This is a genomic window from Mesorhizobium sp. BH1-1-4, from assembly GCF_020165665.1.
Taxonomy (GTDB): domain Bacteria; phylum Pseudomonadota; class Alphaproteobacteria; order Rhizobiales; family Rhizobiaceae; genus Mesorhizobium.
This window is the reverse complement of record NZ_JAIUIN010000002.1, coordinates 1-26,172: the sequence shown is the minus strand read 5'-3', so window position 1 is coordinate 26,172 and position 26,172 is coordinate 1. Positions and strand designations below refer to the sequence as shown.

Here is a 26,172-nt window from a genome sequence, read left to right as displayed (position 1 = left end):
CAAAGTTATCCGATATCGGATCGATCCGGCGAACCCGCCACCGCTGACGGAAGCTCAGAAGGCGGAAATCGCCAAGCTGAAGGCTCGGCCCGAAGGTGATGTCGATACCAGCGATATTCCCGAACTGAGCAAGAAGTTTTGGCGGCGAGCTGTGACTTGGCGCAGACGGCCTAAACCCTAGAGCGCTCGCCTCAATTATACAGCCGCATCGACAGCCCAAGCGAAGCCGGCAGCGGGTTCCACCAGCCGGTGCGCAGGCCGGCGGTGCGCAGGGCAGCCGCTGTCCAGGTGTTGCAGCCGATCAGCGCGTTGAAATGGCCATTGGCCTCATAGAAGCGGTCGAAATTGGAATAGGCGGCATTGTCGATGACGACCGGGCCGCCCGGTCCCTGCTGAAAACTCGCGTCGATGAAGTCGAGCAATGCGGCGAAACGGTCATCGCTGACTTCGAAACCGGCGACATTGGGGTGCGGCTCGGTGATATCGCCGGCGACGTCGACATGCATCACCGAGGCATCGAGGGTCAGCGCCTTGAAGACGGGCACCGCCTTCAATCGCGACCAGGTCGGCGTTTCCAGATAGAAGGCGCGCCCGCCCCAGCCGAAGACGAGGTAGCGCACTTCGGGTGCGTCCGAAGGCAGGCCGGCATCGGCCAGGAAACGGAAGCGCCGGCGCACCGCGTCGTCGACCGGAATGGCGATGTCGGTGTGGATCGGGTTCTTCAGCACAAATATGCGCCGCGTGCCCTCGCCGGCGGCCGCCGCCGGCCAGATTGGCCGTGGCACCAGCGTGCCGAGCGTCACGGCGAGCGCGACCGCGATCAACAGCAGAGCAAGAAAACGGCCGAGCTTTTTCATCAATGGCAGCCTTGCAAACGCATCACGGCGCGACGCGCACGGCAAAACCGTCTCACAATTTTCCCGGAATTGCTCTGACTATCCATACGCGAAAGAGCCCGGCGCTGTTTCAGCCGGGCTCTTCGTAATCGTCCAAGCGCTCAGTGCAGGATCTGCGACAGGAACAACTTTGTCCGCTCATGGCGCGGATGGTCGAAGAACTCGGCCGGCGTGTTCTGCTCGACGATCTGGCCCTGATCCATGAAGATCACCCGGTTGGCGACTTTCCGCGCAAAGCCCATCTCGTGGGTGACGCACAGCATGGTCATGCCCTCTTCGGCAAGGCCAACCATGGTCTCCAGCACTTCTTTGATCATTTCCGGGTCGAGCGCCGAGGTCGGCTCGTCGAACAGCATGATGCGCGGGTTCATGCACAGCGAGCGGGCAATCGCCACGCGCTGCTGCTGGCCGCCGGACAGCTGGCCCGGATATTTGTTGGCCTGCTCGGGAATCTTGACGCGCTTGAGGAAATGCATGGCGATTTCCTCGGCCTGCTTCTTCGGCGTCTTGCGCACCCAGATCGGCGCCAGCGTGCAGTTCTCCAGGATCGTCAGATGCGGGAACAGGTTGAAGTGCTGGAACACCATGCCGACCTCGCGGCGCACCTCGTCGATCTTCTTCAGATCGTTGGTGAGTTCCTTGCCGTCGACGATGATCTTGCCCTTCTGGTGTTCTTCCAGCCGGTTGATGCAGCGGATCATGGTCGACTTGCCGGAGCCGGACGGGCCGCAGATGACGATGCGCTCACCGCGCATCACCTTCAGGTTGATGTCCTTCAGCACATGGAACTCGCCATACCATTTGTGCATGGCGATGATGTCGATGGCGACATCGGTGGTCGAGATATGCATCTTGGCGGCGTTGACCTTGATCTCTTCGGCGCTGACGGCATTTTCGGTGGCCATGGCCAATTCCCCTTATCGTTGAATTTGATGCATGTCGTTATCCCAAAACCGCTACACACTTTTGGGCGACATGCATCAGCGTCTGTAACCGGTGTCGAGCCGGCGTTCGGTGTACATTGAATAGCGCGACATGCCGAAGCAGAACAGCCAGAACACGAAGGCGGCGAAGACAAGACCTGACTTCGCGGTCTGCGCCGTTGCCCAATTGGCATCGGAGAAGTTCTGCTTGACGATGCCGAGCAGGTCGAACATCGAGATGATGAGGACCAGGCTGGTGTCCTTGAACATGCCGATGAAGGTGTTGACAATGCCGGGAATGACCAGCTTCAGCGCCTGCGGCAGCACGATCAGCCCCATCTTCTGCCAATAGCCGAGGCCGAGCGAATCGGCGCCTTCATACTGGCCTTTCGGGATCGCCTGCAGGCCGCCGCGCACCACTTCGGCCATGTAGGCGGCGGCAAACAGCGACACGCCGATCAGCGCCCGCAAATACTTGTCGAAGGTGACACCGGCCGGCAGGAACAGCGGCAGCATGACGCTGACGAAGAACAGCACCGTGATCAGCGGTATGCCACGCACGGCTTCGATGAAGATGACGCACAGCATTTTGATGATCGGCATCTTCGAGCGCCGGCCGAGCGCCAGCACGGTGCCTAGCGGCAGCGACACGGCGATGCCGACGAAGGACAGGCTGAGCGTGATCAGCAGCCCGCCCCAGCGCGAGGTTTCGACATGCGCCAGGCCGAACACGCCGCCGACCAGCAGGAAGAAGGAAACGACCGGCAGCACCAGGAAAAGCAGGATCGCGTTCAACCCCTTGCGCGGCACGCGTGGCATCAGCATCGGCACCAGCAGCGCGACGAACAGGATGGCGACCAGGATCGGCCGCCAGCGCTCCTCGACCGGATAGGTTCCGAACATGAACTGGCCGAACTTGGCGTTGACGAAAGCCCAGCAGGCGCCGCTCCAGCCGTCGGGCTGAATGCCGCCCTGGGCAACGGTGGCGCAGACCGTGCGGTCCGGCCCGGTCCACTGTGCGTTGATGAACGCCCAGTTGATGACTTGCGGCAGAACCCAGGCGACGATGACGATGCCCAGGATGGTGAGGATGGTGTCGCCGACCGAACCGATCAGGTTCCTGCGCACCCAGGCGACGGGACCGCTGACGCTCGCCGGCGCGGGCTGCGCCAGCGCCATTTCGGTGCGCACCCAGGACATATCGTGTTCCTGCATGGTCCTACCTCTCCACCAGCGCCATTCTGGCGTTGACCACGTTCATGACGGCCGAGGTCACCAGGCTGAGTATGAGATAAGCGATCATCATGATCAGCACGCCCTCGACCGCTTGTCCGGTCTGGTTCAGAACCGTGCCGGCGGTCGCCGTCAGGTCGGGATAGCCGATGGCGATCGCCAGCGAGGAGTTCTTGGTCAGGTTGAGATACTGGCTGGTCAGCGGCGGAATGACGATGCGCATGGCCTGCGGCACCACGACCAGCCGCAGGATCGATCCGGACCGCAGGCCAAGCGCGGCGGCCGCCTCGGTCTGCCCCTTGCTGACGCCCCTGATGCCGGCACGCACGATTTCGGCGATGAAGGCCGCCGTGTAGCAGGACAACGCCAGATAGAGCGACAGGAACTCCGGCTTGACCTGAAAGCCGCCGGTCAGGTTGAAGGTCGACTGCTTCGGCAGATCGAAGCTCAATGGAAAGCCGCTCAGCACGTAAGCCAGCAGCGGCAGGCCGACGATCAGCGCGGCGGAAGTCCAGAACACGGGAAATTGCTGGCCTGTCGCCATCTGCCGCTGACGCGCCGTGCGGGCGACGAACCAGGCCATGGCGATGCCGACAATGAGCGCAACCAGGATCAGCCAGGAGCCCTCGCCCCAGACGGCGCGCGGGAAATAGAAGCCGCGCTGGTTCAGGAAGGATCCGAACGGCAGATGATAGGAGTCGCGCGGCGCCGGCAGCACGGCGAGCACGCCCGAATACCAGAAGAAGATGACCAGCAGCGGCGGGATGTTGCGGAAAATCTCGACATAGACCGTGCAGATCTTCTGGATCAGCCAGTTCTGCGACAGCCGCCCGATGCCGATGACGAAGCCGATGATGGTGGCGGTGATGATGCCGGCGACGGCGACGATGATGGTGTTGATGAGGCCGACGACGATGGCGCGGCCATAGGTCGAATCCGATGTGTAGGCGATCGGCGTGTCGGAGATGTCGAAGCCGGCGCGCCCCTTGAGGAAGCCGAAACCGGAGGCGATGTGCAGGCGCTGCAGATTGTCGATGACGTTTTGCACGATCCACCAGACGGAGCCGAACAGCACGATGACGACCAGCGTCTGGAAGAACAGACCGCGTATTCTCGGGTCATTGACGAAGGAGCCGCGGCTCGGCTCCTCGCGTAGAATTTCCTGCGATGCCATTTCACGTCCCCTGTGAAAGAGAAACCGGAAGGCAGGTGCCTGCCTTCCGGATCACATTTCGATCAGCGGATCGGCGGAGCGTATTGCAGGCCGCCCTTGGTCCACAGCGCATTGATGCCACGGGCGATCTTCAGCGGGCTGCCCGAACCGACGTTGCGGTCGAACATCTCGCCGTAATTGCCGGTGGCCTTGACGATGTTGACCACCCAGTCATTGGAGACGCCGAGATCGGTGCCAATCTTGGTGTCGGCTTCCTGGCCGAGCACGCGCTTGATTTCCGGGCTGGCGGAGTTCTTCATCTCGTCGACATTGGCCTTGGTGATGCCGAGTTCCTCGGCGTCGAGGAGCGCGAAATAGGTCCACTTGACGATGTGGTACCACTGGTCGTCGCCCTGGCGGACGGCGGGTCCGAGCGGCTCTTTGGAGATGATCTCGGGCAGCACGACGTGATCGGCCGGCGAGCCGAGCGTCAGCCGAATGCCGTAGAGGCCCGACTGGTCGGTGGTATAGACGTCGCAGCGGCCGGCATCATAGGCGGCGTTGACCTCTTCCAGCTTCTCGAAGACGACCGGATTGTACTCCATCTTGTTCGCCTTGAAGTAGTCGGCGAGGTTGAGCTCGGTGGTGGTGCCGCTCTGCACGCAGACGGCGGCGCCCGAAAGCTGCAGCGCGGAATTGACGCCCGGCAGCTTCTTGGCGTTGATCATGAAACCCTGGCCGTCATAGTAGGTGACGCCGATGAAATTCAGGCCAAGCGCGGTGTCGCGGTTGATGGTCCAGGTGGTGTTGCGCGACAGGATATCGACCTCGCCCGACTGTAGCGCGGTGAAGCGTTCCTTGGCGCTGAGCGGCGTGAACTTGACCTTGGTGCCGTCACCGAAGACGGCGGCCGCGACGGCGCGGCAGAAATCGGCGTCGATGCCTTGCCAATCACCCTTGTCGTCGGGTGCCGAGAAGCCGGCCAAACCGGTCGAGACACCGCACTGGATGAAGCCCTTCGCCTTGACAGTGTCGAGCGTGCCGGCCGAAGCGGCCGACGCCATCAATCCAAGCGTGGCGGCGCCAAGAATGCCGATAGCAATATGTTTCATGACCCACAGACCCTTTTCTGTTTTCAGGCAAAACCCTGATCTTTTTCTCCCGTGTGAACGCAGCTCCCATCCCGGCCCATTCCCGAAACCCCGCATCGCAAATCGACGCGCCGCCTAGCATTCACGAACAGCATCGAAGGCGATAATTCCTGTGAGGTCAAGGAAAATGACCGAAACCGAACCCGTTTGAAAATCGATAGCCGGAAATGCCTGAATTGCAGACGGACGCGCCCCCGATTTAATCGGAAGCGCGAATTAAATCGGCAAAGCTCATTTGACGCAAAGGCGGGTCGCGGCGATGAAATCCGTCATCAGAAATACCTCCACGTTACTGAAGTGGGCGCGCATTGAATTGACGTGGCGGAAGGTCGCCGTCTGACCGTTACCAGGCGATTGCCGGGCAATATTGCTTGCGGACAAAAGCCGGTGCCCACGCTCAAAGCGGAGGAAAGACGAGCCAGACGCCGATCGCGGCCATCAATGCCCCGGAGAGGCGCGGGATCAACTGCCCGGTCGGGATCATCTTCTCCAGGAGAACGAGGATGGCGATGCCGGCGATCCACAGAACGTTCATGACACCGCCGACGAACAGCAGGGCCATCAGCGCCCAGCAGCAGCCGAGACAATAGGCGCCGTGATCGATGCCGAGCCGAAGCGCGCCGGGCGCGGTGGTGCGGAACCCACCGTGGCTGGCCAGGAACGCGATCGGCGCCTGACATTGGCGCAGGCAAACGCCCTTGATCGGTGCCCATTGATAGAGGCCGGCGGCGATCAGGACGAGGCCTCCGAGGACCGCGCTGTCGGTCGCCATCGAGGCATTGAGCAAAGCGAGACGGGCGAGCAGCCATTGCGCACCGGTCGCCACGATGCTGAAGGCGACCCAGACGACGAGATAGCCGGTAAAAAACCACGCCGTCGAAGCGATGGGGCTGCCATCCGCCAGCGCCTTGCGGCCGACGCCGGCATAGAGCAGCAGCATCGGCGCGACCGAAGGCGTCATCATGCCGACCATCATCACCGCCCACATCGTGAAGATGAAAGCGAAATCGGCCGTTGCCCAGGCCCGCAAACCCGGCTCCATGGCGGCGCTCATATCCATGCCGCCCATGTCATTGCCGCTCATGTCCTTGCCGCCCATGTCCATGCCGCTCATGTTCGACATGTCCATCCCTGCCATGTCGCCCGCCGCGCTATCCGAGGCGGGAGTAACAGGCATGACCATGTCGGCGGCGAGCCACAAGACATAGGCCCAGGCGAGCACGGTGATCACGACGAGCGCGGCCGTCACGACCGCGCGGTCGCGCCGCAGCACCGCCTCGAGAGCCGTGTCGCCCATTGCGTCAGGTCAATGCACGACGCCGCTCTGCGTGAGATGCAGATTGGCGAAATGGCTGTGCGTGTCGGCCACCTCGAACTTGATCGGCCCCGTCGCCTTGGTCCAGCCGCGCCCAATCTCGGCGATCGCGTATTCGAAGCCATGCGGCAAGTCGATGCGCGCCCGGTGCTCGGCGCCGGTAACGGGGTTCTTGATCGGCTCGCCATGGCCGTCGGTTACGCCCTTGACGTGCAGCCGGCCGGTTCGCGCGCCGACGTCGACCTCGAAATCGATCGCGGCGAAGATCGGATCGTGGAATTTTTCCAGCGTGGTCGAAAAGACCTGGAATATCGTCGCGCCCGGCTCGGTGTCCTGACCGCCCAGTATGCGAAGCAGGGCTTCACGCTGAGCTTCGCTGGCCCTCTCGTCGATAACCACCGCGGCCTGACCTCTGCCCTGGTGTATGGCGCCGGGCCAACTGAAAATGCCGACGAAGCGCAACCCGTCGAGCTTGGTGTCGCCATGATGGCCGGTTTCGATCTCCATGCCGGCGACGGCCTGGCAGAATCCGTATGTCGGCATGGCGTTGAACTGGCACGGGCAGCCATAGGCGCAATTGCAGTTGATGAATTCGCGCGCCTTCATTGTCCATTTGACGTCAGGCATGGCATTCCTCCCCTTGCCGCGCTCGGTGGAGCGCGAACCCGGATCGGAGACCAGGAGGTAGCCGGCGAAGAACCATCCGGCGCATCTGATCGAGGCAATCCGGCGATTAGTATTAGGAATTGATTATATATCTTTTGCAGCCGGCTACAATAGGTTGCCCGGTTGATAACCGAGCTTCCGACGACGCCCGCCGCCGGTGGCTGGAAAGGTTCAGGACGTGATCACGGAGGTGTCTTTCAGCCCGGGAATTGGCATATTCGAAGTCCATTCCTGGCGGGCGGAGGGCTGTTGCACGGCCCACGACGCCGCACTATGGCTAGCGCCTTGTCAAAACAAGGCGACCAAGAATGGCGAAAGACGGCGGCAAGCAGGGTTCCGGCAAGGTGGGCATCAACACGCTGCTTGCCCATTCAGGCAACAACCCGCATGACTATTTCGGCTTCGTCAACCCGCCGGTGGTGCATGCCTCGACCGTGCTGTTTCCCAATGCCGCGGCGATGGCAGGACGCAGCCAGAAATACACTTACGGCACGCGCGGCACGCCGACGACCGATGCCCTTACCCAGGCCATGGACGCGCTGGAAGGCTCGGCCGGCACGATCGCGGTGCCCTCGGGCCTGGCGGCGGTGACCATCCCGCTGCTCGCCTTCGTGTCGGCCGGCGACCATCTGCTGATCGTCGATTCCGTCTATCACCCAACGAGGAACTTCGCCGACACGATGCTGACGCGGCTGGGCGTCGAGGTCGAGTATTATGCGCCTGAAATCGGCGCGGGCATCGCGGCGTTGATCAAGCCGAACACCAAGGTGGTGTTCACCGAATCGCCGGCCTCCAACACGTTCGAGGTGCAGGACATCCCGGCGATCGCCAAGGCGGCGCACGCGGCCGGCGCCATCGTGATGATGGACAACACCTGGGCCACGCCGCTCTATTTCCGGCCGCTCGACCACGGTGTCGACATCTCTATCCACGCGGCGACGAAATATCCGGCCGGCCATTCCGACGTGCTGCTCGGCACCGTTTCCGCCAATGAGGCCTGCTGGAAGCAGCTCTACGAGAGCTTTTGCACGCTTGGCTGCTGCGCGGGTCCCGACGACGTCTATCAGGTGCTGCGTGGCCTGCGCACGATGGGCGTACGCCTCGATCACCATCAGCGCAGCGCGCTGGCCATCGCGTCGTGGCTGGAAGGCCAGAAGGGCGTGGCGCGGGTGCTGCACCCCGCCCTGCCCAGCCATCCGGACCACGATCTCTGGAAGCGCGACTTCCGCGGTTCGAGCGGCATCTTTTCCATCGTGCTTGCCGGCGGCGGTCAGAAGCAGCAGCACGCCTTCCTCGATGCGCTGAAAATCTTCGGGCTCGGCTATTCCTGGGGCGGGTATGAGAGCCTCGCGGTGCCGGTCTGGCTTGGCGACCGCGTCGTCGCGAAAGCCTCCTACGAGGGTCCCTTGATCCGCCTGCAGATCGGCCTCGAGGATGTCGACGACCTGAAAGCCGACATCATGCGCGGGCTGGCGGCAGCGGCACGCGCGGATTGATCTCAAACAGAGTCAGCAAAGGGCCGCAAGCCCTTGACGCTGATGACAAAGCGCAAGCCGCTGCCAGCACGCCGGCGAAGGCCGGCGCGCAATATTATTCTCTCACGTCATGACTTTGCGGATTTGTTTGACTTTCAAATCGGCGAATTCGGCTGCATTGCGTGCCGCACGCATTCTCGACAGATCCAGTCCTCGCAAAGTTTTCCAATGGCCTTTCGTCTTTTTGTCCCCATCCTTGCCGGCGCGACGCTGCGCGAACGCCTCCTGGCGTGTATCGGCGCCACGATCGGCATCGCCCTGACGGGCGTGATCAGCGGGCTGGCGATGGGCGGCGGGCCGCATGTGGCCCTGCTGGTCGCGCCGATGGGCGCGTCGGCCGTGCTTCTGTTTGCCGTCCCCGCGAGCCCGCTGGCGCAGCCCTGGTCGATCATCGGCGGCAATTCGATATCGGCGCTGGTCGGCGTCACCGTCGCGCATTTCATCCATGACCCGGTGATGGCATCGGGCCTCGCGGTGGCGCTCGCCATCGCCGCGATGTCGTTCACGCGCTGCCTGCATCCGCCAGGCGGTGCAGCCGCGTTGACGGCGGTGCTTGGCGGACCGGCCGTCATCAGCGCGGGCTTCCTGTTTCCGTTCGTGCCGGTGGCCCTGAATTCGACCATCCTGGTCGCGTTGGGCTTCCTTTTCCACAAGCTGGCACGACGCAGCTACCCGCATGTCGCCGCCCCCGCCGCGAACAGCCACGGCACCGCCGATCCGCCGGCCCAACAGCGCGCCGGCTTCCGGCCCGAGGACATCGATGCCGCGCTGACGGCGCTCGACGAAACCTTCGACATCGACCGTGACGACCTCGAAAGGCTGCTGCGGCAGGTTGAGCTGCAGGCCATGGTGCGCTCGCACCGGACGCTGTTGTGCGAGGACATCATGTCGCGCGACGTGGTTTCGGTGGCCGAGCAAGCCTCGGCCGACGCGGCACGCCAGCAACTGCTCGATCACAATATCCGCACCTTGCCGGTGGTCGACGCGGATGCGCGGCTGGTTGGCGCGGTGGGCCTGCGCGAGCTGACGAAAGCCACGGACACGGTGAAGGGCGTGATGGCGAAAGCCGGCACCGCCTCGCCCGAGACGCCGGCGATGAGCCTGCTTCCGATGCTGACCGATGGCCGCAGCCATGCCGTGGTCATCGTCGATGCGGAGCGGCGCATTCTTGGCCTGATCACGCAGACCGACCTTTTGGCGGCGGCCGCGCGCGTGCAGACGGCGGACAAGGGATTGGCCGCGGCCTAGAATAGCGAGCCTGGATCGATCCTGCCGATCCGGAACCTTTGGACGCCTATGTCAGCGCCTTCGCCAATCCGGCGGCGGAAAGCATCGACTATTTCTGCCGCTTCCATCCCAATATGAAGGAACGCTTGCTGGTGGCGCCGTGATCCAGGGCCGAGGAGGCCCGCCGTGCCTCATCGGGTCGCGCGACATGCGTCCACGAACCGTCGTGTCCGGGCCTCTGTCTGCTGATCCAGGTATCCAGCGCCTCGCGCAAATCGGCTGTCGGGGCCATGCGGGCGAACTGCTCTGCCTCGACCAGCAAGCCTTCGGCAATGCTGTGGTTGAGCCCGCGCGCCACCGCCGCAAGGATCGCCGCGACCGCCAGCCCGGAGTGCCGAAGGATCCGCCTGGCGAGATTGAAAGCAGCCGGCATCAGATCGTCATGGGCAACCACCTGGTTCACGAGGCCAAGTTCGAGGGCCCGCGGTGGCGGGAACCAGTCGCCGGTCAAGAGAAGTTCGAGCGCGCGCTTGCGCCCGGCGAGCCTGGGCAGGCGTTGCGTACCGCCGAAGGTCGGCGGCATTGCGAGGTTGATCTCCGGTTTGGCGAACAGCGCGCGCTCGCTGGCGATCGCCAGCGGCACGGCCTCGGTGATCTCGCAGCCGCCGCCGAAGGCAATCCCGTTGACGGCTGCGATGACAGGCTTGCGAAAGGCTTCCAGCCTTGCCGTCAGCCGCTGTCCGCGCATGACGAAGTCGCGCAGCGCGACGTCGGTGCCCAGCGCCACGCTGGCCGAGAACTCCTCGATGTCGGCGCCCGCCGAGAAGGCCCGCTCGCCCGCTCCCGTCAGAATGACCGCCCGGATACCATCGTCTACTTCGATATCGTCGAGGATCGCGAGCAAGCGGTCGATCAGGGCATAGTTCAACGCGTTCAGCTTTTCCGGCCGGTTGAGGGACAGGACGGCAATGCCATCGCTGGCTTGGTTCAGGACAAGATCGGTCATTTGGCTTCCTTCCAGCATGTTGACGAGATGGAAGGTACGCCGTTCGCACCTTGTGTATATTCACTAGTCGGTATACTTAGACTCATGCCAGAAGCACAAAGCCCCACCCGCAAGCGCATCGTCGATGCCGCCACCAGATTGTTCTACGCGGAAGGGATCGGCCGTGTCAGTGTCGACGCCGTGGCCGAGGAAGCGGGCCTCACCAAGCGGACGCTCTACTACCACTTCAAGAGCAAGGACGATCTCATCGCGGCCTATCTCGACGGCCGCGATCAGCCCAATCTGAAACGGATGGCCGGCTGGTTCGAGGCCGGACAAGGCGGCGTGGACAAAAAGGTCGAAGCCATCTTCACCAATCTGGCCCGCGCCACGCGCCATCCGAAATGGAAGGGGTGCGGCTTCCTGCGCACCGCCGCCGAACTTGCCTCGATGCCTGGACACCCGGCGGTCAAAGCCGGGGCGCGGCACAAATCCAACTTCGAGACATGGCTGGGCACGGAATTGTCCGGGCACGATATCGAGGAGCCGCGGGCACTGGCCCGCGAAATCGTGCTGCTGATAGACGGCTGCTTTTCAATCATGCTGATCCATCGCAATCCCGACTACGTCGAAGCCGCGGGGCGAGCCGCGGCGACGCTGGTCAGGGCGCGGATGTCGGTCAGCCAGGTCCAGGGCTAGAGCAATTCCAGGAAAAGTGTGAAACGGTTTTCCCGGGAGAAGCGCGTAGCGCTTCCCCTTGGGAATTGCGTAAGAACAAAGAGTTGGAGCCGTTCGGCGATTCCGTGAAATGCGGAACGGCTCTAGGCCCCGAACGCCAGCCATGCCGTGCCGGCCAGGAGCGTGATCAGCGTCAGTGGCAGACCGACCTTGAAGAAAGCGCCAAACGAAAGCTGCGTGCCCGAGGCACGCGCCTGTTCGGCAACGATCAGGTTGGCGACCGAGCCGAGCAGCGTGAAGTTACCGGCGAGCGTCGAACTCATCGCCACGACCAGCCAGGCGCGCTCGGGGTTTTCCAGGCCGGGTATGAATGGCCTGAGCGCCAGCACGGCCGGAACATTGCTCATGATGTTGGACAGCACGGCGGTGAAACCAGACAGCCTCCAGACGTCGTCGAGCCCGATGTTCTTGGCCGAGGCGATCATGTCCGGCGTCAGCAGCGTCTTTTCGGCGCCGGCAACCACCACGAACAGACCGGCGAACATGAACAGCAACGGCCCGTCGATCTCGCGATAGATGCGTTCCGGCTTGATGGCGCGGGTGAGCAGCAGGATGGCGCCGCCGATGAGCGCCGCCTTGGCCACGGGAACGCCGGCGAAGAAGGCGATTGCCAGTCCTATGCAGACGACCACCGCCTTCAGCACCTGGCCGCGATGCATGCGGCCACGCGAGACATGCGGCGTCAGTTCGCCGTTGCGCGTGAATTCGGCGCGGTAGACGATGCGCACGATGACGATGACCGCGACGAGGCCGAACAGAGCGACCGGCGCCAGCGCGGCCGAAAAGGCCGGATAGGAAATGCCCGACAATGCGCCGATGACCATGTTCTGCGGATTGCCGGTGATGGTGGCGACGCTGCCGCAGTTCGAAGCGGTGGCGGTGGCGATCAGATAGGGGATCGGGTTACGGTTGATGACGCGGGTGACGTGGACGACGATCGGCGCCATGACCAGGCAGATGGCGTCGTTGACCAGGAAGGCCGACAGCACGCCGGTCAGAAGCGTCACCATCACCAGCAGCATGAACGGTGCGTGCGCGTGCTCGATGGCGATGGCGCCAAGACCTCTAAAAGCGCCCGACACCTTCAGATGCGCCACCACGATCATCATGCCGAGCAGAAGCGTGATGGTGTCGAAATTGATGGCGCGATAGGCGTCCTCCATGCTGAGCGCGCCGATCGCGATCATCGCCGCGCCGCCAAGCAGCGCAATGCCGGCCCGGTCGAGCCGCAAGCCGGGGATGCGGCCGATGGCGACGCCGGCGTAAGTCAGGACCAGGATCAGCAGTGCCGCCGCGCCCATCAGTGTCATCGGTAGAAGCCCTGCTCGATCTGTTGCGCACCGATGCCGGCCGCCCGTGATTCACGTGATGCCAGCTTTAGCCCGATGTCGGGATCGATGCCAAATGTGGATTGTTGGCCGCGAGGATCTGGCAGGCCAGACGGCGGACGCCGCTACCGCCGGTAGAAATCCAGCCGTTCCTGCAACGCCTGCGGCGAAAACAGCTGCTCGACGGTCTGCCGCGCCTTGCGACCAACCGTCGCCCGCAGGCCCGGATCGGCTTTGAGGTTCGCAAGAATCCTCGCCGCCTGTTGCGACGTTTCGAACAGGAAGCCGTTTTCACCATGGCGGATATGGTCGACGTAACCGCCATGCGAATGACAGACCACCGGCAGGCCGCAGGCCATCGCCTCCAACACCACGCGGCCGAACGTCTCCACCACATGAGAGCTGGTGCGATAGTAGAACACGTCGAGTGTCGGCAGAAACCGTTCGGCGGCAAATTCACCTTGCGGCAGCAGTTCGAGCTGCGAATGCGGCGCGAGCCTGTCCTTGAGCGGCATGCCGCCCTGGATTCGCACCACATCGCCATCGGCCAGCAGCGCCTCATAGAGCGCCACGTCGTCGGCATGATGCTTGTCCGCGGTGTCACGGCTCAGCCGCCCCACCGTGAACGGACCATTTGACCCTGCCCGCCGTGGCGAGAAGCGACCGATATCGATTGGCGAGGGATGGACGACGCCTTCGGCCCGCAGCATGCGCTTCTGAAAGTCGGAGATCAGCACCAGTTCGGCAGCTGGCCAGCCCAGCAGCCGCTGCCTGCGCGTCGTCAGCGCCATGACCTTGGGATGAAAGGTGTTGAAGACATAGATCAGCCGGCGCGGCCGCGCGATCAGATAAGGCCACAGCTTGTTGCGCCAATGCGCGCCAAGAAAGACATAGGTGCCGCCATCCGGCACATTGCGTGTTGCCGGCGAGACGCGGCGTATCGGAAATTCCCGCATCAAGTCTTTGGACGCGCGTGACGAGGTTGCCCAGAGATGCACCCGCGAATCGGCGCTCAACAACCGATACAACTCCAGCGTTTCGCGCTCACTGCCGCCAAACGGGTTCTGAAAGCCGTTGAACAAATGGATCATGGTTGCGGTGCTTACCGAGCTCTACCTGGACGTCTCGCCATTCAGTTGCCCGCACCCAAGGCCGTGGCCGAATGTTTTCGGCGACGCCTCATACATCACTTGCGCTGAGAAAGCATAGAGGCAAGCAAGCGTCCGCTGAGTGCCAAGGCAGCGGCCAGTATCAGCCCGTTGCAGTCCTAACCCTCAATGCACGGTGGCGGCGCTGGGCTGAGACACCAGCGAGGCTTCCGCCGGATCGAAGCTGACCTGATCGCGTCCGTTCGACTTAGCGGCATAAAGCCTTCTGTCGGCGGCGGAGAATATCGCCTCGTAGGTGGTCGGCCCGCTGAAGCTGGTGCCGCCGATGCTGACGGAAAGCGGACAGGAGAGGCCGCCGGGCGAAAAGTCCATTTCGCGAATCCGTCGGCGGATGCTTTCGGCGATCAGCCAGGATTGCGAGGGGTCGACACCCGGCAGAAACACGCCGAACTCCTCACCACCGATCCGGCCGACGATGTCGCTGCCGCGCAGCTGACCCTTGATCGCCTGCGCGATCAGTCTGAGCGCCTGGTCGCCGCAGTCGTGGCCCAGGCGGTCGTTGATCGCCTTGAAGTGGTCGGCGTCGATGATCAGCAGCGCGCCGGAACGGGTCTCTTCGGGCTTGCGGGTCTGCTCGAGATAGGCCTCGACCAGCATCGAGAAGGCGCCTCGGTTCAGCACCGCCGTCAGGCTGTCGGTCGCGGCGATGACGCTGAGGTCGCGCTGGGCAATGGCCAGCTGACGGATCTTCCACATCAGGAAAAACAGAAACGAGCCACCCAGCACGAGGGGCAGCAGCAGGTCGGTCAGTTGCGCGCGCCTGACAGCCTCGGGCGAAAGATAGGGGAAATTGAACGAATCGACGAAAAACGCCACCGCAATGAAGAATGCCGTGCCGGCGGCGGTGACGGCGATCACCCTGCCCCAGCTGGTCGGCGACAGGTCCAGCTTCATCCTCTTCCACTCCGTTAGCGGCCCCTACTATGACGCGCCAACGCAAACAAAATGATAAGACTTTTCTTCCAATTCGAGATCGGGTGGCGGAAAGACGATGAGGAAATGCGAGCGGGGCACGATCGCCGACAGGCGGCCGTGCCCCGCTGATGGAAGCGGATTTGATCAGCGGATTTTCGAATAACGAAAATTCCGAAGTCAGTTGGACGCCGGACCAACCGCCTCGACCACGAAGGATGCCGCGATCAGATCGTCGGCATCGAGTCGCAAGGAACCGTCGCCAGCCCCCATTATGGTGGCGACCTTGTGAAATGTTTTCATCTCGTGGCCCGAAATTTCGGCATTCTGCATACGTTCCCTGAGTTCGGCGATACGCCGCCCCAAGGCAGGGGACGTTCCAATTTCACGTTTCGACATGGCTTATCCTTCCCAACCCGCGCTTGTTTGCCCCACCTCCTTCGCCGAACCGCACATGTCTTTATGAGGTCTTTATATGAGGCTTGACGAATACAACGCCCCCGAACGTGTAGTTTTGGCCAAGGTTCCAACGGGGCCAGATCACGAAATAATTCCAAGCGAGCCACGCGTGGGTCTGGCCCCGTGTGGCTTTCGTTACCTGCCGTGGCAGCACTGTTGGGAAAGGGTGAAATAAGTGACCGCATCGGCTCATGCGTTTGAAATCGAGGCGATCCGAACGAAGCGGCGGTTTTTTGGCCGTCAATCAGGCTGGCCCGCTGGAATTGTGCCCGACCTCGGCACTCTGGATCATGTTTCCCCACCGGATGCTATTTCGACTCCACGCCCGGCTCAGGCTCAATGGCGATCGTGTCGCCATCCCCATGCACGGCGTCACGGTCCCAATCGTTGGTTTTGTCAGGTGTTCTGGCAACCGCCTTTCGGGCATCCCTGTCTTTGTCCCTGCGGGGCTTTGGGCCTGGTATGTCACGTGACGACTTCGGTTCCACATGGGCCTCCTTTGGTTCTCCAGCCAGAAACAGGGTCGGGAGGATTGGGTTCCACAACAGCCCGCTGCCGCGGGGGCGGCTGCCATTTGGCTAGGGGCGAGCGCGACATTTCCACGCTGCGGAGACGACAGGCTCACCGAGAAGTGAATTCGCGCCGCTGCACACGCCAGATGTCAGCCTCGGCCGGGCGCGCATCCGCGAGAACGAAGAGGGGTGAAAAGTGTTACCTATATCTCCGGTATAAACCGTAACCCATGTGCCCGGAACGGACCCTTGAAATTATGGCGATCCCGACAGGATTCGAACCTGTGACCATCGGCTTAGAAGGCCGAAAGAGCGAAGGTTTCTCGACAACGTTCCAACTTCGGGCACAAGGCGAGGGCTTCGTCTTCCAAAAGTAGCGCGATCATATCAGCTAGGGCACCTCACCCTATCAAGCGAAGGCTCTGATATCGACAGGGGATCGGAACCTGGGTTTACCTGGCCCGCTTAGGCCAAGCATTCCTACTCTTTTAGCACTGGCACCGAAGGACCGGAACCAAGGGCCGTGACAGCCGAGAGACGTTCGCGCTTCACCAGTTCAGGCTTTTCGTATGTCTTCCTCATGGGACCCCCGTTTGCCCTCAATGGGCAGAAACTGCCCTCCATGCGAATTCTGTCAAGGGCATCAAAACGGCTCGATATCATCGCTATCGAGAAACATGCGCGGCCCGGTGGGATGCCTTTGGCCTGAGATCGCCAAAGGTATCCTCCAAGAAGGCCAACAACTGGCGCACGGCGGGCGAATCGCAGGAGTAGTATATCCACTGGCTTTCCCGCCGGGTGCTCACCAGTCCGGCCCTACGCAGCTTGGCCAGATTTTGGGAGAGCGCCGCTTGGGTGTGGTTGCTACCTACCTTCTCCAACAGTTCGTTTACTGACTGCTCCCCATCGAGCAAATGAGCCAAGACCAACAGCCTGGTCGGGTTGCCGACTGCCTCAAGGAATTCACAAGCTTGAACGCATCTGCCCTTGGAGGTTTTCGAAACCATATGCGCCGATCTAGTCCGTCCGGTCCCTCGCCCTTGGCCTGTACCGCTAAAGATCGAGAGCCCGTCACCCTGGCGGAGCGGTGGCGGGCTCTCCAATATACGCCCGATTGAGGGAACGACCGAGCTGCTCAACAACTTCGTCAGCAAAGGTCAGTTCCACAAAAAAACCCGCCGGCCGGAGCCAGCGGGCTGGTTTTATGGGACTGGCAAATTAAGTCAGCATCGGGATCAGGCTGGTTGGCACCGTAGCAGTCACTGCACTGAGGCGCTCGCGTTTTGCGAAGGTCGGCTTGGCATATGTCTTCTTCAGGCGTGACGCGAAGCCACGGCAAACGACGGCCAAGGTTTCGGCGACTTTTTGCGCCTTTATTTTTGGAACATGTGTGCAAAATCGAGGTTGGCCTATCAGTTCGCAATCAAGCGACGGTAGGAGAATAGAGATGGTAAGAGTTCTCGCGGCAGCAATGTTGACCTTGGGGTTGCTTGGCGGGGCGATGGCGCAGTCCAACGGTTCGGGCAACGGTGCCAGCGGGGGTACCGATGGTGCCAGCGGCGGAGCCACCAACAGCGGCAACACCAATGCAGGCACCACAAACGCTAGTGGTTCCGGTGATCAATCGGGCGCACCGGACAAGTGCAAGACGGGCGCCAACGGCACCACAACGACCACCGACGGCACAACGACCAAGCAGGAAGCGGCCAACTGCCCGAAGTGATCCTGCCCGATCGACGCGTTGAAGCCCCGGCCATCGAGCCGGGGTTTTTGCATAGAAAAAAGCCCGCTGTCCTTGGGGAGCAGCAGGCAGGGTCTGGAGTGTGCTCGGATCTTTGAGTCGATTATTTCGGCAAAGGTTATTTTTGCGTAAAGATCAACGGCGTGCTCGAAAGGCACTATCTGGCCGACGATCAGCAGGCTTCCGACGCGGTGATTTTGCGCATGGAGCGGAACACCAAACGAACAAAGCCTGTAAACGGATTGTAAACGGCTATGTTTTCGCCCCCGTCCATGCCATCTAAGATGTTGAAAAGATTGGCGATCCCGACAGGATTCGAACCTGTGACCATCGGCTTAGAAGGCCGGTGCTCTATCCAGCTGAGCTACGGGACCGTCGGCCGGCCAACGGCCGGCTGGATATTGGCGCTGGCCGAAGTTCAATGCGTCCAGGGCGTCCTGCGGTCATAGCGGAAATTCTCCGCATAGGAAATCTGGCGGCGCTTGGGTTCTTTCGGCTCCTCGACGCGGAAGGCAAGCCCTTCCTTTTCGGCGTAGGCCACGGCCTCTTCCTTGGTGCCGAAAGTGAGCCTGATCTGGCTCCTCATGTCGCCCGATGTCGTGTAGCCCATCAGAGGGTCGATCTTCTTGCGCATCTCGGGATCGAATTCCAGCACCCAATGGCCGGTCTTGGCCTTGCCGGACTGCATCGCGGTTTTGGCTGGGCTGAAAATGCGCGCGGACATGGCCACCTCATTGTTGTGCAAGGCGGCATCGCCGCCCCTGGGCCGTCATTACTGCGCATTGGCACCGGCGGCAAGGTTTTTGCACTTGCCATGTAACACCGAAATGAATAGGCAACAGACCGTTCGGAGTGTAGCGCAGGCTGGTAGCGCATCTGGTTTGGGACCAGAGGGTCGGGAGTTCGAATCTCTCCACTCCGACCATCCCTTCATATCCCACGCGATCTAGGCGCCCTCGCCGGCCAGGAGAGCCGCAACCGCGGTCGCCATGCTAGTGGCGCCCTTGATCGTCCTCGCTTCGTCGGGGAATGCAATCCAGCCCTCGTTGAAGCCGTCGAGCATGCGCATGCGGGGCAGCGGGTTGTTCATGCCTTGCGAACGGAAAAGCACTTCCCAGGTTTCGCGCGGCACCGGCACGGCGCGCACCGGTTTGCCGAGCGCCGTGGCGAAAGCGGCGGCAAGGTCTTCGGGCGATACGCGGCTCGGCCCTTCCAGTTCGACGATGCGACTGCCGGTCCAGTGCTGGCGCATGAGTTCGGCCGCCAGCCGACCGACATCCTGCGCCGCGACCATGGGCAAGGCCCTTTCGGTCGGCAGGAGGAAGCTGTGGATGAGGCCCATCTCGCGAGCCGAGGTTACGTCCCAAGCTGCATTGTCCAGGAACCAGGCCGGCCGCAGGATGGCGAGCGGCATTGGCAGTACGGTCAGCGCTGCCTCCATCATCGTGCGCTGCGACAGCAGATTGTCCTGGACCGCGTCGGCGCCGACTGTCGACAGGCAGACGACCCTCCTGGGTTTCGCGGCCCGCAGCGCCGCCACGACACTGTCGATGACGGCTCGCGCTTCGGGATAGCCGGGCTCGGGATCGAACACCGGCGGCGGCAGGACGAACGCCGCCTCCGCGCCCTTGAACGCTTCCGTCAGCGCCTCCGCGTCCTCCATGGCGGCGATCGCGACTTCACAGCCGAGCGCCGCCCATTGCTGGCCTTTGGCGGCGTCGCGCACGACGGCGCGCACGCGCTCACCGGCGGCAAGCAGGGCCCGCGCCAGCGCTCCGCCGACTTTGCCGGTAGTGCCAGTAATTGCGTACATGATCCGTCTCCATCTCTGCCGCGTCTCGGGCGATGCGGGATGGCGGATCTCTAGCGCGGCACTCACTGTTGCAGCGATTGCCATTAAGTCATAAGATTGGTGATCTGAAATCAACGGTGAGTGCCATGGCATTCGATGGGCGCGTAATCTCCAATGTCGGCGTGCTGGCCGCGATCGCCGAAGGCGGAAGCTTTGCGAGAGCCGCGGACGCGCTCGGCCTGTCCCGATCCGGCGTCAGCCGCGCGGTTTCGCGTCTCGAGGCTCGCGTCGGGGTACGGCTGCTCGACCGGACGACAAGGGCGGTGGCGCTGACCGACGAGGGTCGTCTCCTATACGCCGAGGTCGCGCCGTTGCTGACAGGCATCGAAGACGCCGTGACGACGACCTCCGGCACCTCGATCGCCGTGCGTGGCCGGTTGCGGGTCAATGTCGATGCCTTCTTCTCACGCCAGCTGCTGGCGCCGCACATCGGCGCCTTCCTGCGCTCTATCCCGACCTGTCGCTGGAACTGGTCGCCCGGGACCAGTTGGGCGATCTGGTTGGCGAAGGGTTCGACATCGCTGTCCGCTTCGGCACGCCGCCCATGTCTTCGCTTGTGGCAAGGAAGCTCACCGAGACGCGCACGATCACGGTTGCCGCACCGGCCTATCTGAAGACACATGGCAATCCCACCGTTCCGTCCGACCTCCTCGACCACGCCTGCATCCAGGTTCGCGATTCGCTGACCGGCCAGCCGATCGAGGAGTGGCGGTTTCGGCGCGGCGATGAGGTCGTCGACGTCAGGACCACGGGCCGGCTTATGGTCGCCGAGTTCGGCACGATGCTCGCCGCCTGCCTCGACGCTGTCGGCATCGCCAGGATCAAGGCGATTGGCGTCCAGCCTCTCATCCAACAAGGCGCGCTGGTCGAAGTCCTGCCGGACTGGCACGGCGAGAGCTTTCCGCTCTACGCGCTCCACCCTTCGCGCCACCTGCCGCCGGCCAAGGTGCGCGCCTTCATCGATTTCGTGCAGTCGCATCTGGATGAGCGGACATCGAAGGGGTTTGGGCCAATTTCAGGCTCGCTTCCCTCGCCATTGCCGGCTTAAACTCCGGCAAACGGGGGATTTGCGGTGCTTGGGATCGATGCTTGGGTGTCGCTGTTCGGGCCGGCCTATTTTGCCTATGCGGGCGTGACGGTTCCCTTCATGGTGACGTGGGCGATCGCCTGCGCGGCCTTGGCGATGTGGAACAATCGCGAGAGCCGCAGGCAAGCCAGGCTCGCCCCGGGCATGGCCGCTTCCCGTTCCTGGCCTGCCAGCATCGGGATTTTTGTGGTGGTCGCGGCCTGCTATATCGCCGCGCACTCAGCCGTCTATCTGTTGGTCCGGCATTTCGTCAGAATGTGGCTGTGAATGGCCCGCAAGTGGAGGCAAGCTCGCCGGGCGAGAACCCCAACCACCTCATTCCCGGCGAGCCTACAACCTGGTTTGGAACGCAACCAGGACCGGGGTCAGCCGGCAAGCTCTCGCTGCAAAACGTGTGCCAGTCGTTATTTCCCGAAATGGGACGGCGGTTGCTGGGCCGCCAGCTAAACATCGAGGCACTCTAAATCTCGAATTCGCCCTGCCCCTCGTCCATGGCGTTGACGGTTTCGGCGGCCAGCGTCCTCGTGATCGGCATCTTGCGCTCCAGCGCGGTGCGGTCCAGGCGCTCCACCACACGCATCGCGGTTGCCAGCGAACGCTCGATGCGCCGCACCAGGTACTGCACGACATGCGGCTCGACCTCGACCTGACGGTCGGCGAACAGCTTGGTGATGACGCCGGCGAGCAGGAGATCGTCGGGTTCGTGAATCTCGACGGTCGCCGCCGCCTTCAGCCGCGAGGCCAGATCGGGCAGCGAAACGCCCCAGGCCGACGGAAAGCGTCGCGCCGTCAGTAGCAGCGTCGAGCCGGCACCGCGCACGGCATTGATCAAATGGAACAGCCCTTGCTCGTCGACCGCGCCGATATCGATATCGTCGATCAGCGCCGGCCGCGCACCGAGATTGGCAATGACGTCGCCCATGCGCCCGGCGTCGACGGCCACCGCTTTGGCGCGGGCGCGCCAGATCGAGGCCAGATGCGTTTTGCCAGAACCGGCGGGGCCTGCCAGCACCACCACCGGTGCTGGCCAATCCGGCCAGCGATCGACCAGTGCGGCGGCCTGGTTGTTGGTGCCGGAGACGACCAGTTCGTCGCGCGAGTAGCCAGTGCCATGGCCGAGATCGAGCGGCAGCTGGCGCGGCGGATCGGTTCGCTGGGCGGTCACTTCAGCGACGCGGTTGCGTGCGGTGGCCGCCGCCGCGATCGGCCGGCAGCGGTGGCGCTGGTGCTGTCGCGTGGCCCTTGTAAAGCGGCGATTCCAGATAGCGGGCAATGGCGAAGCGCACCAGAACGGCCACCGCCGCGGATGCCGGAACGGCAATCAACAGGCCGACAAAACCGAACAGGGCGCCGAAGGCGAACAGCGCGAACATCAGCCACACCGGATGCAGGCCGACGCTTTTGCCGACCAGCCTGGGCTGCAGGATGTTGCCTTCGATGAACTGGCCGATGAAGAAGACCACGGCAACGGCGACGATCATCGTCCAGTCCGGCCAGAATTGGACGAAGGCGACGCCGATGGCCAGGACCAGCCCGGTCAGTGAGCCGACATAGGGAATGAAGGAGATCAGCCCGGCGAACAGGCCGATCAGGATGGCGAAGTTCAATCCGGTCAACGTCAGGCCGGTGGCATACATGGCGCCCAGGACAAGGCACAGCGTGCCCTGGCCGCGCACGAAGCCGGCGGTGGCGGTGTTGATGTCGCGTGCGATTGCGCGCACCGTCGCCACGTTGTCGCGCGGCACCCAGCTGTCGATGACGGCCACCATGCGGTCCCAGTCGAGCAGCATGTAGAAGGCCACGACCGGCGTCACCACGAACAGACTGACCACCGAGACCAGCGCCACGCCCGAACTCCAGATCGACGTGAAAACCGTGGTGAGCAGGCCGAAACCGGAGGTCAGCAGCGAGTTCAACCCATCGCGCAGGCCATTGGCGTTGACGCCGAATTTCTGTTCCAGCCATTTCGGGTCAAAGGAGGTGATCAGGCTCTGCAGCCGGGTCAGGTACTCCGGCAGCTTGCCCGCGAAATCGGCCATCTGCGTCGCCAGCACCGGAATGAGGATGACGAAGGCCAGCACCAGCACGATGAGGAAGGTGATGAGGATGACCACCGTCGCCATGAGGCGGCTGAGGCCGAGCCGCTGCAACCGGTCGGCGACCGGATCGAGGAAGTAGGCAAGCACCATGCCGGCGACGAATGGCAGCAGGATGTCGCTGAAGACATAAAGGAAAAGCGCCAGGATCGCGGCACCGGCAAGCCAGAAGAAGATCTGTCGGCGGAACGTCGACGACGCCTCCGCCTCTGCCGCCGTCTCGCCGGCCGGCACGACGACGACCATCTGGTCGTCGACAGCCTTGCCCCGTGCCACCGCTTTGCTGGCGGCCGGCTTGCGGACAGCCTTGCCGTCGATGGGCTTGTCAGCCCTGTTTACCGCCTTCGCCATAGCCGTTCATATGCCTCAGCCAAGCCACGAGATAGGCCGCGGCCGAAGCCACGGTCAAGACCCCGGACAGCAATATGAGGGCTGGCCGCAGGGGGTCGAGGTGCACGGCAAAGGCAAGTTCGCCCAGCACGACCGCCGCCAGCACGATCTGGATGGCGGTATTGGCCTTCGACACGAAAAGCGGTTTCATCTCGACCGGATGAGCCATCACCGTGGACAACAGGACCGCGCAGACGATCAACGCGTCGCGCGACACCATGGTGACGACCAGCCACAGCGGCAATTGCCCGATGAAGCCCATGACCACGAACACCGAAACCAGGAGCAGCTTGTCGGCCATCGGATCGAGATAGGCGCCGAGCGTCGACTGCTGGTTGAAGCGGCGGGCGATGAAGCCGTCGACGGCGTCGGAAATGCCGGCAATGACGAAGCCGGCAAAGGCCCAGTCCCAACGCGCCTGCAGCATGGCCAGCACAATGCCGGGCACCAGCACAAGGCGCAGGATGGTGATCAGGTTGGGGATGGTCAAAGGCTGGGGCCCGTCCTCTCAGGTCAGGGATAGATGATGGAGATGACCGCCTGGCGCAAGCGTCGCAACAATGACGCGACCGCGGCCAAGGCGGGACAGTGCATCGAGCTTGGGCTATCCACGCTTTTGTCGGCCCAAACGGCGTCCGGTTCGGCCGTTATCCTTGCGGACCGAAACCGTTCATGCGAAGAGCCCGCAAACGAGCAGGAAAATTGCGATGAGCAAGCGCGAAACCGGCCAGCCCAAAACCGGCCAGAATAAAACGGCCAAGCGCACAAACGGGCTCACCTATGCCGAGGCCGGCGTCGACATCGATGCCGGCAATCTCATGGTGGAGAAGATCAAGCCGCTGGTGCGCGCGACGCGCCGGCCGGGCGCCGATGGCGAAATCGGCGGCTTCGGCGGTTTGTTCGACCTCAAGGCGGCCGGCTTCACCGATCCGGTGCTGGTTGCAGCCAATGACGGCGTCGGCACCAAGCTGAAGATTGCCATCGACGCGGGAAAACACGACACGATCGGCATCGATCTCGTCGCCATGTGCGTCAACGACATCGTCGTACAAGGCGCCGAGCCGCTGTTCTTCCTCGACTATTTCGCCACCGGCAAGCTCGATCCGGACCAGGGCGCTTCGATCGTCGGCGGTATCGCCGAAGGCTGCCGCCAGGCCGGCTGCGCGCTGATCGGCGGCGAGACGGCCGAAATGCCCGGCATGTATCACGGCAAGGATTATGACCTCGCCGGCTTTGCCGTGGGTGCCGCCGAACGCGGCCAGTTGCTGCCCACCGACGATATCGTCGAGGGCGACGTGCTGCTCGGCCTTGCCTCCTCCGGCCTCCATTCCAACGGCTTTTCGCTGGTGCGCCGCATCGTTGCCGCCAGCGGCCTGGCATGGAGCGATCCAGCGCCGTTCAACGACGAGGCGACGCTGGCCCAGGCGCTGCTCGAACCGACGCGCATCTACGTGAAATCGATCCTCAAGGCGATCCGCAACACGCATGGCATCAAGGCGCTGGCACATATCACCGGCGGCGGCTTTCCCGAAAACATTCCGCGCGTGCTGCCCAAGGATTTCTCGGCCGAGCTCGATCTCGAAGCCATCGACGTGCCGCCCGTATTCTCGTGGCTGGCCAAGACCGGCGGCGTGGCGCCGGAGGAAATGATGCGCACCTTCAATTGCGGCATCGGCATGATCCTGGCTGTCGCTTCGGGTCAGGCGGCGCAGGTCGCGGCCGTGCTGCAGGAAACCGGCGAGACGGTGACGCCGATCGGCCGCATCGTGCCGCGCCGCGACGCCGGTGTCATCTATCGGGGCTCGATCGGCCTATGAGCACGCAGAGGAAACGCACCGTCGTCCTGATATCGGGGCGCGGCTCCAACATGACCGCGCTGATCGCGGCGGCCAGCGATCCGGCCTTCCCGGCCGAGATCGTCGGCGTCATCTCCGACAAGGCCGATGCCGCCGGCCTCGGCATCGCCAGGGCACGCGGCATCGCCACCCAGGTCATTTCCCGCGCCGACCATGGCAGCAAGCAGGCGCATGACGCGGCGATCGATGCGGCACTTGCCGCTTTCAAAACCGAAATCGTGGCGTTGGCCGGCTACATGCGCATCCTGACATCAGGCTTCGTCCAGAAATGGCAGGGCCGCATGATCAACATCCACCCTGCCCTGCTGCCTGCCTTCAAGGGTCTCGATACCCATGCGCGCGCGCTGGCCGCCGGCATCCGCATCCATGGCTGCACCGTGCATTTCGTCACGTCGGAGATGGATGACGGCCCGATCATCGCCCAGGCGGCGGTGCCGGTGATGGTCGGCGACAATGCCGATACGCTGGCCGCGCGCGTGCTGAAAACCGAGCACCGGCTCTATCCGCTGGCGCTGGGCCTGGTCGCCGAAGGCAAGGCGCGCATGGAGGCCGGCCGCACGGTGCTTGCCCACTTCGCCGACGATGCCGACAACGGCACCTCGGTGGTGATGGCGCCCGACCCGCTGCGCGAGGAAGCCGACCTGGAGCATCTGGCGCGGATCACGCCCTGAGAGCCAAGGCCAATGGACGTTTTCGATAGCGCGATCCGGACGAAAGGCGACCTAGAGCGGGATGAATCTAGGTTGGCGCATAGCCGGCTTCGATGAAGTAATTTCTGCATTCGATTGGAGTGACGGTGCCGAGGATTTGGCCGATGGCATCACAGACGGCCTCGACTGTTCGCCTGGCAGCCTTGCGCAGCCAATGCTTGAGTTTGGCGAAGAGCTTCTCGATCGGGTTGAGGTCGGGCGAGTATTTCGGCAGCAAGAACAGCCTGGCGCCGGCCGA

At 63.1% G+C, this 26,172-nt stretch carries 26 protein-coding genes, 2 tRNA genes and 1 pseudogene; 9 read left to right on the top strand and 20 right to left on the bottom strand.

The annotated features are described in order from the left end of the window. Positions 1-191 precede the first annotated feature (191 nt). The 7 genes from LB569_RS03810 to LB569_RS03780 form a co-directional block, all read right to left on the bottom strand. Complete coding sequence (locus LB569_RS03810) at positions 192-857, bottom strand: TIGR02117 family protein (RefSeq protein WP_224691150.1); 666 nt, start codon at positions 855-857, stop codon at positions 192-194. Positions 858-997: 140 nt separating this feature from the next. Then, on the bottom strand, positions 998-1,747 hold the full coding sequence (locus LB569_RS03805) for an amino acid ABC transporter ATP-binding protein (RefSeq protein WP_031240865.1): 750 nt from the start codon (positions 1,745-1,747) through the stop codon (positions 998-1,000). 129 nt (positions 1,748-1,876) lie between these two features. Further along, on the bottom strand, positions 1,877-3,034 hold the full coding sequence (locus LB569_RS03800) for an amino acid ABC transporter permease (RefSeq protein WP_224691149.1): 1,158 nt from the start codon (positions 3,032-3,034) through the stop codon (positions 1,877-1,879). A 4-nt stretch (positions 3,035-3,038) separates the two neighbouring features. Next, positions 3,039-4,226 (bottom strand): amino acid ABC transporter permease, encoded by a 1,188-nt coding sequence (locus LB569_RS03795; RefSeq protein WP_140707211.1) that lies wholly within the window; start codon positions 4,224-4,226, stop codon positions 3,039-3,041. A gap of 62 nt (positions 4,227-4,288) precedes the next feature. After that, positions 4,289-5,317, bottom strand: a complete 1,029-nt coding sequence (locus LB569_RS03790) for an amino acid ABC transporter substrate-binding protein (RefSeq protein WP_140707213.1) — start codon at positions 5,315-5,317, stop codon at positions 4,289-4,291. Between the two features lie 436 nt (positions 5,318-5,753). Next, on the bottom strand, positions 5,754-6,653 hold the full coding sequence (locus tag LB569_RS03785) for a DUF2182 domain-containing protein (RefSeq protein ID WP_224691148.1): 900 nt from the start codon (positions 6,651-6,653) through the stop codon (positions 5,754-5,756). Between the two features lie 9 nt (positions 6,654-6,662). Beyond that, positions 6,663-7,298, bottom strand: a complete 636-nt coding sequence (locus LB569_RS03780; protein WP_140707217.1) for a DUF1326 domain-containing protein — start codon at positions 7,296-7,298, stop codon at positions 6,663-6,665. A 347-nt stretch (positions 7,299-7,645) separates the two neighbouring features. Between LB569_RS03780 and LB569_RS03775 the strand changes: the two genes are divergently transcribed. Both LB569_RS03775 and LB569_RS03770 read left to right on the top strand, forming a co-directional pair. Next, complete coding sequence (locus LB569_RS03775; protein ID WP_224691147.1) at positions 7,646-8,833, top strand: cystathionine beta-lyase; 1,188 nt, start codon at positions 7,646-7,648, stop codon at positions 8,831-8,833. Positions 8,834-9,040: 207 nt separating this feature from the next. Continuing rightward, positions 9,041-10,120, top strand: coding sequence for an HPP family protein (locus LB569_RS03770; RefSeq protein WP_224691146.1), 1,080 nt, complete (start codon positions 9,041-9,043; stop codon positions 10,118-10,120). A gap of 88 nt (positions 10,121-10,208) precedes the next feature. Here the strand turns inward: LB569_RS03770 and LB569_RS03765 are convergent, their stop codons facing one another. Then, entirely contained in the window at positions 10,209-11,105 is an 897-nt protein-coding gene (locus tag LB569_RS03765) for a crotonase/enoyl-CoA hydratase family protein (RefSeq protein WP_224691145.1), read from the bottom strand. Positions 11,106-11,189: 84 nt separating this feature from the next. On the opposite strand from LB569_RS03765, the gene LB569_RS03760 reads away from it, so the two are divergent. After that, a complete protein-coding gene (locus LB569_RS03760; protein WP_224691144.1) occupies positions 11,190-11,783 on the top strand; it encodes a TetR/AcrR family transcriptional regulator in 594 nt (197 codons plus the stop codon). Between the two features lie 122 nt (positions 11,784-11,905). Here the strand turns inward: LB569_RS03760 and LB569_RS03755 are convergent, their stop codons facing one another. From LB569_RS03755 to LB569_RS03735, 5 genes are all read right to left on the bottom strand, one after another. After that, positions 11,906-13,132, bottom strand: a complete 1,227-nt coding sequence (locus tag LB569_RS03755) for an anion transporter (protein WP_224691143.1) — start codon at positions 13,130-13,132, stop codon at positions 11,906-11,908. Positions 13,133-13,275: 143 nt separating this feature from the next. After that, positions 13,276-14,106: a glycosyltransferase family 4 protein gene (locus LB569_RS03750; protein WP_224691142.1), complete on the bottom strand. Its 831-nt coding sequence runs from the start codon at positions 14,104-14,106 to the stop codon at positions 13,276-13,278. Positions 14,107-14,424: 318 nt separating this feature from the next. After that, positions 14,425-15,213 (bottom strand): GGDEF domain-containing protein, encoded by a 789-nt coding sequence (locus tag LB569_RS03745; RefSeq protein ID WP_140707228.1) that lies wholly within the window; start codon positions 15,211-15,213, stop codon positions 14,425-14,427. 198 nt (positions 15,214-15,411) lie between these two features. Beyond that, positions 15,412-15,630 (bottom strand): hypothetical protein, encoded by a 219-nt coding sequence (locus LB569_RS03740; RefSeq protein ID WP_224541115.1) that lies wholly within the window; start codon positions 15,628-15,630, stop codon positions 15,412-15,414. Between the two features lie 1,237 nt (positions 15,631-16,867). Further along, complete coding sequence (locus LB569_RS03735; RefSeq protein ID WP_224541114.1) at positions 16,868-17,209, bottom strand: ArsR/SmtB family transcription factor; 342 nt, start codon at positions 17,207-17,209, stop codon at positions 16,868-16,870. 440 nt (positions 17,210-17,649) lie between these two features. On the opposite strand from LB569_RS03735, the gene LB569_RS03730 reads away from it, so the two are divergent. After that, positions 17,650-17,925 carry a hypothetical protein gene (locus LB569_RS03730; RefSeq protein WP_224691141.1) on the top strand — a complete coding sequence of 92 codons (276 nt, stop codon included), beginning with the start codon at positions 17,650-17,652 and terminating at the stop codon, positions 17,923-17,925. Positions 17,926-18,240: 315 nt separating this feature from the next. On the opposite strand, the gene LB569_RS03725 is transcribed toward LB569_RS03730, so the two are convergent. Together LB569_RS03725 and LB569_RS03720 are read right to left on the bottom strand one after the other, a co-directional pair. Further along, positions 18,241-18,317, bottom strand: a tRNA-Arg gene (locus tag LB569_RS03725). Between the two features lie 44 nt (positions 18,318-18,361). Next, on the bottom strand, positions 18,362-18,667 hold the full coding sequence (locus LB569_RS03720) for an ETC complex I subunit (RefSeq protein WP_127276639.1): 306 nt from the start codon (positions 18,665-18,667) through the stop codon (positions 18,362-18,364). A gap of 124 nt (positions 18,668-18,791) precedes the next feature. Between LB569_RS03720 and LB569_RS03715 the strand changes: the two genes are divergently transcribed. After that, positions 18,792-18,868 (top strand) — tRNA-Pro (locus LB569_RS03715). A gap of 21 nt (positions 18,869-18,889) precedes the next feature. Here the strand turns inward: LB569_RS03715 and LB569_RS03710 are convergent. Next, positions 18,890-19,756, bottom strand: a complete 867-nt coding sequence (locus tag LB569_RS03710; protein ID WP_224691140.1) for an NAD(P)H-binding protein — start codon at positions 19,754-19,756, stop codon at positions 18,890-18,892. A 125-nt stretch (positions 19,757-19,881) separates the two neighbouring features. Between LB569_RS03710 and LB569_RS03705 the strand changes: the two are divergent. Continuing rightward, a pseudogene (locus tag LB569_RS03705) lies at positions 19,882-20,843 on the top strand (LysR family transcriptional regulator). A gap of 45 nt (positions 20,844-20,888) precedes the next feature. Then, entirely contained in the window at positions 20,889-21,149 is a 261-nt protein-coding gene (locus LB569_RS03700) for a hypothetical protein (protein ID WP_224691139.1), read from the top strand. A 193-nt stretch (positions 21,150-21,342) separates the two neighbouring features. On the opposite strand, the gene hdaA is transcribed toward LB569_RS03700, so the two are convergent. From hdaA to LB569_RS03685, 3 genes are all read right to left on the bottom strand, one after another. After that, complete coding sequence (hdaA, locus tag LB569_RS03695) at positions 21,343-22,047, bottom strand: DnaA regulatory inactivator HdaA (RefSeq protein ID WP_224691138.1); 705 nt, start codon at positions 22,045-22,047, stop codon at positions 21,343-21,345. Position 22,048: 1 nt separating this feature from the next. After that, positions 22,049-23,224, bottom strand: a complete 1,176-nt coding sequence (locus tag LB569_RS03690) for an AI-2E family transporter (protein ID WP_224691498.1) — start codon at positions 23,222-23,224, stop codon at positions 22,049-22,051. A gap of 79 nt (positions 23,225-23,303) precedes the next feature. Further along, positions 23,304-23,858: a CDP-alcohol phosphatidyltransferase family protein gene (locus tag LB569_RS03685; RefSeq protein ID WP_224691137.1), complete on the bottom strand. Its 555-nt coding sequence runs from the start codon at positions 23,856-23,858 to the stop codon at positions 23,304-23,306. A 217-nt stretch (positions 23,859-24,075) separates the two neighbouring features. Here LB569_RS03685 and purM point away from each other — a divergent pair, with 217 nt between their 5' ends. Both purM and purN read left to right on the top strand, forming a co-directional pair. Then, on the top strand, positions 24,076-25,185 hold the full coding sequence (gene purM / locus LB569_RS03680) for a phosphoribosylformylglycinamidine cyclo-ligase (RefSeq protein WP_224691136.1): 1,110 nt from the start codon (positions 24,076-24,078) through the stop codon (positions 25,183-25,185). Beyond that, on the top strand, positions 25,182-25,895 hold the full coding sequence (gene purN, locus LB569_RS03675) for a phosphoribosylglycinamide formyltransferase (protein ID WP_224541100.1): 714 nt from the start codon (positions 25,182-25,184) through the stop codon (positions 25,893-25,895). Before purM ends, purN begins: the two co-directional genes overlap by 4 nt. 67 nt (positions 25,896-25,962) lie before the next feature. Here purN and LB569_RS03670 read toward each other — a convergent pair. Further along, on the bottom strand, positions 25,963-26,172 hold a 210-nt coding region (locus LB569_RS03670), incomplete at its 5' end, for a transposase (RefSeq protein ID WP_224691135.1).